This is a genomic window from Luteolibacter pohnpeiensis (genome assembly GCF_016595435.1).
Taxonomy (GTDB): domain Bacteria; phylum Verrucomicrobiota; class Verrucomicrobiia; order Verrucomicrobiales; family Akkermansiaceae; genus Luteolibacter; species Luteolibacter pohnpeiensis.
This window is the reverse complement of the sequence record NZ_JAENIJ010000061.1, coordinates 1-7,761: the sequence shown is the minus strand read 5'-3', so window position 1 is coordinate 7,761 and position 7,761 is coordinate 1. Positions and strand designations below refer to the sequence as shown.

Annotated in this window: 10 protein-coding genes; 3 read left to right on the top strand and 7 right to left on the bottom strand. The window is 52.0% G+C overall.

Annotated elements, in window-relative coordinates:
• Positions 1-17 precede the first annotated feature (17 nt).
• Positions 18-344, bottom strand: a complete 327-nt coding sequence (locus JIN85_RS19310) for a hypothetical protein (protein ID WP_200273921.1) — start codon at positions 342-344, stop codon at positions 18-20.
• An 81-nt stretch (positions 345-425) separates the two neighbouring features.
• On the bottom strand, positions 426-719 hold the full coding sequence (locus JIN85_RS22380) for a helix-turn-helix domain-containing protein (RefSeq protein WP_200273919.1): 294 nt from the start codon (positions 717-719) through the stop codon (positions 426-428).
• Between the two features lie 52 nt (positions 720-771).
• On the opposite strand from JIN85_RS22380, the gene JIN85_RS19300 reads away from it, so the two are divergent.
• The 3 genes from JIN85_RS19300 (at position 772) to JIN85_RS19290 (ending at position 3,758) form a co-directional block, all read left to right on the top strand.
• Positions 772-1,572, top strand: a complete 801-nt coding sequence (locus tag JIN85_RS19300) for an 8-oxoguanine DNA glycosylase (RefSeq protein ID WP_200273917.1) — start codon at positions 772-774, stop codon at positions 1,570-1,572.
• Between the two features lie 627 nt (positions 1,573-2,199).
• On the top strand, positions 2,200-3,174 hold the full coding sequence (locus JIN85_RS19295; protein ID WP_200273915.1) for a PfkB family carbohydrate kinase: 975 nt from the start codon (positions 2,200-2,202) through the stop codon (positions 3,172-3,174).
• Positions 3,171-3,758: a 7-cyano-7-deazaguanine synthase gene (locus JIN85_RS19290; RefSeq protein WP_200273913.1), complete on the top strand. Its 588-nt coding sequence runs from the start codon at positions 3,171-3,173 to the stop codon at positions 3,756-3,758. The genes JIN85_RS19295 and JIN85_RS19290 overlap by 4 nt, the downstream gene beginning before the upstream one ends.
• 296 nt (positions 3,759-4,054) lie before the next feature.
• On the opposite strand, the gene JIN85_RS19285 is transcribed toward JIN85_RS19290, so the two are convergent.
• The 5 genes from JIN85_RS19285 to JIN85_RS19265 form a co-directional block, all read right to left on the bottom strand.
• The gene (locus JIN85_RS19285; RefSeq protein WP_200273911.1) at positions 4,055-4,333 is read right to left on the bottom strand and encodes a hypothetical protein; all 279 of its coding nucleotides are present in this window, start codon (positions 4,331-4,333) and stop codon (positions 4,055-4,057) included.
• Positions 4,334-4,339: 6 nt separating this feature from the next.
• Positions 4,340-4,936, bottom strand: a complete 597-nt coding sequence (locus tag JIN85_RS19280; RefSeq protein WP_200273909.1) for an N-acetylmuramoyl-L-alanine amidase — start codon at positions 4,934-4,936, stop codon at positions 4,340-4,342.
• Positions 4,937-5,046: 110 nt separating this feature from the next.
• Entirely contained in the window at positions 5,047-5,544 is a 498-nt protein-coding gene (locus JIN85_RS19275; protein WP_200273907.1) for a hypothetical protein, read from the bottom strand.
• Positions 5,545-5,902: 358 nt separating this feature from the next.
• Positions 5,903-7,285 carry a DEAD/DEAH box helicase family protein gene (locus JIN85_RS19270; protein WP_200273905.1) on the bottom strand — a complete coding sequence of 461 codons (1,383 nt, stop codon included), beginning with the start codon at positions 7,283-7,285 and terminating at the stop codon, positions 5,903-5,905.
• Positions 7,282-7,761: terminase small subunit-like protein (locus JIN85_RS19265; protein ID WP_200273902.1), on the bottom strand; the 480-nt coding region annotated here is incomplete at its 5' end. The genes JIN85_RS19265 and JIN85_RS19270, both read right to left, overlap by 4 nt.

Below are 7,761 nucleotides of genomic sequence, written 5' to 3'. Positions count from 1 at the left end.
AACGGTTTGGGTAACGATCATGAAAGCGGAAGGGTCACCGAGTTGGCGACCTCGATGGGGTAAGGAGTGAGAGCGGGTTCCGTGAATCCGTCCGGACGATCCAGCAGGCAATCGATCCAGTAGCGACCGGCTTCGAGCTGAGCGGTTTGCTCTTTAGTGAGATCGCAGATGATCTCCAGATTCGCCGGAACCGGGATCGAAGTGGCAATCTCCGCCGCCAGCGGAGCGCCAGGCCGTGGGGATTTGCGGAGCTGGCACCGCGCCGAGCACCCCTCCAAGCTAACAGCCTTGGCCGGTAGCCGGATGACGAGTCTCCAGTCTTGAAACCTGCGGATCGGATTCACGCAGGGAGTGTGGCCAATCACTCTCGCCCCTCAATCTGCGGGAGTGGTCCCCGAAAAATCACTGAACCCTGCGTATTCTGTTTATCGAAATTCCGCCAAGGATTCTAGAACCCTGATTAACTTCTTTTTCCCATCCAGAGTTCCGTCCCAAAGCGAATGAGCCGCTAGAGACAAATCCCTGTCGATTGTTGCATTTTTATCTTCTATTTGCAACGTCTTGCAAAGAAGACTTAGATTCTTTGAATATCTTTTAAAATCGCCCGATCTGAACCGATGTAGCTGAGATCTATGAATACCAGTCATTTTACTGAGATCGGCAAGAGAATAACCGCTTGATTCGATCGCATTTGCTATTGATTTTGCAAGGTCGCCCATCGATTTGATACTCGGCTGTTGCATTTTTTATTTTTTTTTGCAACATTAATTCGTGCAAGAAGTCTACGAATACAGGAACGGTGACTGGCATGACCTTTCCATTCCGAGCCATCAAATTCCTTTGAGCAAAATCCCGGAAATCACCTGGGGAACTCCATCAAAAATCTTTAGTCCGGCGTTTTGGAGATACCAACACTGGATCCAGTATGAACTTGAAAATCAATCCCTTCCGGAATATAGGCTCGGTAAAACGTTACTTGAGGAAACCCTTGCATGCGCTCTTGGCGGACACGGATTGAAAGCCGAGGTCTCGCTAGCCTACTTTGAAAAACTCAGAAATGAAGGATTGTTGCAGAGAGCCAATCCTCAACTCGAAGAAATTCAAGATTTCCTTCACACCCCCCTGCTTATCAGGGGGCGATCAGTCCGCTACCGCTTTTGGCGAACCAAGGGGATGACGATCCACAAAATTCTGACAATTCACAGGGATCTACTGGAACGGGAAGCAGATTGGAGTGAATCAGCAGAGGCTCTGCGAGGCCGTCTTATGGAAATCTCTGGAATCGGCCCAAAAACCGCATCCTGGATTGCAAGAAATTGGACAAGAAGCGGCTCCATTGCGGTAATAGATATTCACATTCTCAGAGCCCTAGAACATCTCGGAATTCGGCAAAACAAAATACACACCAAAAAAGAGTATTTAAAAACCGAACAAATGTTTCTGAAATTCTCGGAATCCATAGGGACACCCGCACAAACCCTAGATCTTATCATATGGTCAACAATGAGGCAGATTCCTCATACGATTAGCAAAAAAACGTTTGACACACCCCAAGCTTTGGTGATGGCATGAGTCCATGGGAGGTTCAGGAGGAGGCAGTTTCTTCGGTGGCTCTGGGCCTGATATAGGCCCCAGATGTTCGTGTAATGAATTAAGATTCAAAACCGCTATAGTCGGACTAGATCTGACACTTGCTGAAAATCTCAAAAATTCTCAAGTTTTAGAGGTAAAACTAGATGAGGACGATTTCGAGCGCCCATCAGTAGTAATCTTGAGTGAAAATAAAATCATAGGATCGATACTTCCAGCCTCTCTTGGAAGACTTATTGAGTGTATTCAACAAGGAAATAGATACGAGGCCAGGATCGTAGAGATAGCCTCACCCAGATGCCTAGTAGACGTTTACTCCTTATCATAATGTCTACTCCTAGCTTGGTTTATGGAGGATGCTACAATGAATCATGCATTTCTCCACCTCACAACCTCATGTGCGGATCTGGGTTGCGCGGATTACTCGTGCTGACCGAGGTCGTAAGCGAACATACCCACGAATTACTAACTACTCTCTATAGTTCCACCACACCCTCATTAAAGAGTATACTGCAACAAGCTAGTGGAAAGTTGCACAGTTTATGTGTCGATAACGATCTCGTCAATCCGCCAAGTTTTTCGTATCTCAACCCTCTAGCCAAACCCTCAATGAAACTAGAGGTGCCGATCTTTTCGCCACCTGTCATGGAGGTTGAATGCGATCGTGCGCTTGTTTTCGGAACAGTTGAACGTCGAGCGATCATTAAATGCGACACTGTGGTCTATGATCCTCAGAACCCATCTAATCCTTCTCATTTCACCGAGAATGGCTCGACCTGTAAGCGCTGCGCTTTGGTCCTTAATCACAACGAAGCCATGCGACTAGCAAACACGACTTCACTCTTCGAAGCTGTTAAATTTCTCCAAAAGTCAATTTTAGGAAAGGGCCGCCCCTACACCCTTATTGTGGTAAAAATGGCACATGCTGGTTGCTGGGTTTGCACAGAATCGAGGATCGAATCCATTCCTGCCTATGCAACCAATCAAGTATTTAGCATTGGATCAGGTGATGTATTTTCGGCTTCATTTTATGCCAAGTGGGCTCTCGAAGATTGCGATGCGGTAACTTCAGCTGATGTAGCCTCCAAGGTAACCGCCCAATACTGCAATGACGGTGCAATATCTTCTCGCATTAAAGAGGCATTTTCCGGAGTAGTCAGCTTTGAAGCCCTTCCATTAGTCATTCCTACTGAACCGATTAAGAAAAAACAGATTTATTTAGCGGGTCCATTCTTTTCCCAAGGAGAACTTGCCCTCATTGAGCATCTTAAATCATCTCTCGAAAGCCCTTGGACCGAAGTTTTTTCTCCATTCCACAGAGTGGGCTTCGGGGCTCCTAAGGATATTTATCAGCCCGACATTAACGGACTTGAAAAGTCCGATATCATTTTTGGCGTCTTGACGGGGATGGATCCCGGAACCATTTTCGAAATCGGATACGCAGCTAATATGAAAAAACCAATTTTTTGCTTGGCTGAATCAGTAAACAACAAAGATCTTTCAATGTTTATTGGCTACGGAGCAACAATAGAATCCGACGTGGCTTCGGCCATCTACAAGACCCTCTGGCAGTCAATGAAATGACAACTTTGCTGTTTTCCGGTGGTCTGGATTCGACCGCCATTTCTTGGTGGAAGAGACCCGATGTCTTGCTGAATGTTGACTATGGACAGGTATCTGCCCTCGCCGAAAAAGAAGCCGCCACTAAACTGGCGAATCTTATAAATCTCCCAATTGAATTTATTTCAGTTGATCTAGGGTCTATCGGTTCTGGTGATCTCTCAAGAAAGGCCCCAATAGACATAGCTCCAACTTCAGATTGGTGGCCCTTCCGCAATCAGCTTCTAATTTCTATAGCGGCTGCCTGGTCAGTTCACAGGGGCTATCAAACTGTGATGATAGGCTCTGTGAAATCGGACAACAGCTTCGCCGATTCGACGCCATCGTTTATTGACCTCATGAGAAGCGTTCTTGCGGTTCAAGAGGGAAATATAGGTATTGAAGCCCCAGCTTTAGAAATGAGCGCGGTTCAACTTATCAAACAGTCAGGCATCCCCTTGCAAATTCTTCCCCTTTGCTTTTCTTGCAATGTTTCTTCTCGACCTTGTGGGATGTGCAGAAGCTGCATTAAATACAGGGAAACCTTGTCATTCTTCAATCTCATCTAAATTTATATCACAGAAAAATAATTCAGCTTCGCGGAGCCTTTCACCTCACCCGCCAGTGACACGAGTCCACACCACACCCCTTGCTCATCCGCTCCACGTCTGCGCGTAAGTGCTCAATGATCTTGTCCTGAGCGGCCAAACAGTCATTTTATTCATATTGATGACGCTAGCCAAACCGCTGCATTTTTGTTCCACTCGGATGAATGAAGTGGTGGCCGATAGCAGCTTGTGGATTGATCGTGGTTTTGTTCCTGATTTACAAAGGATGCATGAGGTCGTGACAAACTCTCTTCACATTAAGGTAATCGTAGTGGGCAGTCAGTCTTTGGACACTGCACCTTCCTTTCCTCTCGATCCTCAAGAACAGCCACTCGAGTCCTGAGGTTCTCGCGATCCTTGTCGCACTCCTCGACGTGCTTTTCGCTTTCAGCGATCCGGCCTTCGAGTGCTGCCATTTGCGCACGGGTCTCCTTGTGAGCGTTGGCTCGAGCGGTTTCTTGAGATTTGTAGAGCCAGACGATCACGCCTGCCAGTGTCGAAACGGCTGCGACGAGTAAAGTTTCGATGGGAGACATAATGGTTCAGGGTTTTGGCAGCCCTCCGAAGCCGCAGGATTCGCGCATAGCTTGCATGGGAAAGGCCGGGCCGGGATCGACTTTGCGCTCTGGGGCAATGTCATCGTGACCGACGAGATCGTCCAGGTTGTAGCGAGCAACCAGCGCCTTGCTGACGGCTTCGCAGGCGTCCAGCTGAGCCTTGGGATACTTCTCCCAGTTCTTCACTGGCCCGCCGTTCTTGTGACGCGCTACAAGCGGCTTCAGCTTTGAGAAACGCTCAATCAATGAATCCGAGTCGCCCCCGTTTGCCATCTCAATCCCGATCGCGCAGGAGTTCAGGCCAAAGTAGATGATGCCGGTATTCGGATCTTTCCATTGCGACGCTCCAGCATGGCCGCAGGTCCGGTTGAAAGGTCGGCATTGGTAAATCGTGCCATCGCGATCGATTACCACGTGCGCGCACACACCATTGCCAAGCTGCTTCCAGTAGTTGATGGAGGACAAGGCAGTCGCCCCCGAGGTGAAGTGCATCACCAGGAAACGTCGGATCGACATGACTGCACCGCCAGGCAAAGGAACTCGTTTGGCATCTTCCAGCCAGTGATCAGAGGTGATTTTCATGAATCAAGAAATGGGTTGGCCGTCCCCTACTTCCGGTCTTCGGGGATGGCGTTTGGGGTGCGGGCTGGACCGGCCGCAGAGGTGTTAGGGGAACAGGAATTTCAGCAGCATCACTTTCCCGAATCGGCGATCGGGGTCAGGACTTCGGCAACAGCTCCGGCGTCGTAAAGACCCCAGGCGGTGTCAGGTTGCGACTCGGCGCGGAGAACATCGGAGCTTGCCACGTTGAAAGGTGTGCCGTTCTCACGCTGCACGGGCACGGTGGCAATCGGTTGGCCTGTTAGACCTGAGGTCAGACCGGCACACGATACGAGCGGGTAGGACAGCACGCCTAACGTGAGCCACAGGGCCAGTGGGTAGAGCTTCACCGACCACGAGTTGTTGATCTTCCCGTCGTCGATGAAATCACCGAGTGCCTTGATCAAGTGGACCACGCCAGCAAGCAGAGGCAATGCCGTCGCAAGTCCGGTGGCCACTGTGTCCGGCAGGAAACTAACAATCCCGGCAAGATCGAGTCCGCCGACGAAGGTGAGGAAAGCGGCAACCGCCGCGAGGAATGATAGGAGTTTCGTCTTCACGCCACGCATGGTGCGTTCTGACTTATCCATTTGCCCATCTCCGCGAGTGGTCCCCGCTTTCCAGCCCTACATGCTTGCGCATGATCAGAAAAATTCAGCCCGCTAGCATGCTCAACAACGAAAGAGTCAGGTTCGAAGGATAGCTGCAAGCGGGCTGGCCTATGTCGTAGACAACTCAGAGCTATCACTCTGCAAACACGTTGTCAATTTGCCATACGAACTTAACCTAAGCATTTATCGCAGCCCGCCTGTCCCCCCTCAGATCTGAACCTTATCTGAAATACCCGAGGCGAGCAGGCAGGCCGGATGCTGTCGTGGCGTCAGAACTACTTTCGGGCCTAACATTCATTATCAAGAATTTCGAAAAGTGTGAATAATGACCAGATTCTTACCAGCCTGTTACCAGCCCGCTGGTGAAGCTCTCGCGGTTGGCTTCCGGGATGTGGATTGAGTTAGCGCGAATCGCTCCGCTCATGCGAGATCCGCACGCGATACAACCCAACACAGCATCGCCACGGTCCGGCGAGTGTCTGCCCTCAGCTCGCATCTTGTCCTTCGATTCGACACGCAGCTTGCCGTTCTCGCTCCACTCGCTCTTGCGGGTTGAGATTTGCTTGAACGTCACCGGGTCGAGAACCCCGAGATTGATCCTTCCCCGTTCGATTTCCGTCGCACCGACGTGCCAGACTTCACCGATGAGGTTCGCGTATTCATCTGGGTCGCTCGCTGTCTGGCCACCGTGGAAACGGTTCAGGTAAAAGCCCAGCTCGGCAATCGCATCGATCATCACCGTGCCCAAGCCGTCCGCATCACCCCATGCCTGGCCGGGTTGAATGCCCTCGGTCTTGAGCAATCGAACGAACTCACGAGCGGCCTGCATCGTGTCCTTTTCCACCCATGCTCTGATGATGCGCACCGTGTTGCCGCGTCGAACTGCCAGAACGTTCTCGTCGCGCCCTGCAGCGAAGTCGAGGAATGCAACCACCTCCCCGTCTTCCTCGGGCTGTGGCTGGCCTTCCAGTGCCTTTGCCAGGCGATCAGGAGCAAGCACAAGGCGCTCTGCATCCTCGGTGAACTCCGCCTCATGCATGGATCGATACAGCGGATGGTCCGGACCGTATTTTTCCAAGTCACGGGCACGCTTGGTAGGATCGATGTGCGGGCACTCATCCGAGCGCACCTTTCGCGTCCAAAAGAACTTCTTGAGTGAGTGAAATGCCTCGTAGAACTGGCCCCAAGGTTTGCCGGGTGAGCTGACCCAAAGCTGGAACACACGGGTGCATCGATCGAACGCCTCGAACACGCCATCCGGCACCGTCTTTGCTTCATCGACGATGATCATCACCGGGTCAGTCTCGCTGCCGATCTTTGGGTGCCAGCCCTCAGCCCGTCCCGGGTCATCGGTCGAAAATCCGAGCGCAAACCCACCCTCTGGCGTCTTCAGCTCAGTCTGCAGGAATGTCCACGCCGGGAACTTCTTTTGATGCACCCGCAAGGCAGGCCACAGCTGCTTCTCCACCTGCCGGAACGAACCCGAGGTCACAACCACCTGCCCACGCGGGAAACGGCTCAGGAACCACAGAATGGCCGCGGCCACGACCTTCGCCGTCTTGCCCGATCCGTTAGCGGCTGCGATCGCAACAGGCGGTCCATCTTCCTCCTGCAGCCCGATCGCCTCGAGGCACTCGATCTGCCAGTCATAGAGCGACTTCTCACCCAGCTGAAACCAGGCGAACTCGGAAGGGCTGAGAATGGTTCGCTGAGTCTTCACTCTGCATCCTCCCCGGCCTCACGGCTCTTACGGATTTCATCACGCTTCGCAGCTATGCGCAGAAGGATTGCCTCGTCGGCTTCGGTTGGTCGGTATTCCTCGACGGTCTGGATAGGTCCGCCGTCCGGGCCGCTAATCTCCTGAGTGATCTTGTCGCCGTAGCGTTTCGGGTCCCACTTGGCCAGGAGCTTGAGACGAGTCTCTACCTGAAGTCGTCGATGCCCAAGCATGTCCCCTCGCTTAATTCTCGGGCCGTCTGGTGTGTCGATGCGTTCGACGCCTTCCTGGGGCGTGTCCGCGATCTCAAGAGCATCCACCGCGATCCGGTCAAAACCAGCCTCCCTCGCGCGCGCGATGCGTGAAGAAAGTCCCTCGTCTTCTGCCATCCAATTGTAAATCGTCTTCGGCGAAGGCATCCCTTCCTCAGCGCAAATCAGGGTGAGAGGCGTCCCCATCGACAAGCCTTCGAGCACTCT

Coding starts and splice junctions, on each gene's coding strand:
- JIN85_RS22380 (WP_200273919.1), bottom strand. CDS start 719: ATGGGCGACCTTGCAAAATCAATAGCAAATGCGATCGAATCAAGCGGT.
- JIN85_RS19295 (WP_200273915.1), top strand. CDS start 2,200: ATGAAACTAGAGGTGCCGATCTTTTCGCCACCTGTCATGGAGGTTGAA.
- JIN85_RS19290 (WP_200273913.1), top strand. CDS start 3,171: ATGACAACTTTGCTGTTTTCCGGTGGTCTGGATTCGACCGCCATTTCT.
- JIN85_RS19285 (WP_200273911.1), bottom strand. CDS start 4,333: ATGTCTCCCATCGAAACTTTACTCGTCGCAGCCGTTTCGACACTGGCA.
- JIN85_RS19280 (WP_200273909.1), bottom strand. CDS start 4,936: ATGAAAATCACCTCTGATCACTGGCTGGAAGATGCCAAACGAGTTCCT.
- JIN85_RS19275 (WP_200273907.1), bottom strand. CDS start 5,544: ATGGATAAGTCAGAACGCACCATGCGTGGCGTGAAGACGAAACTCCTA.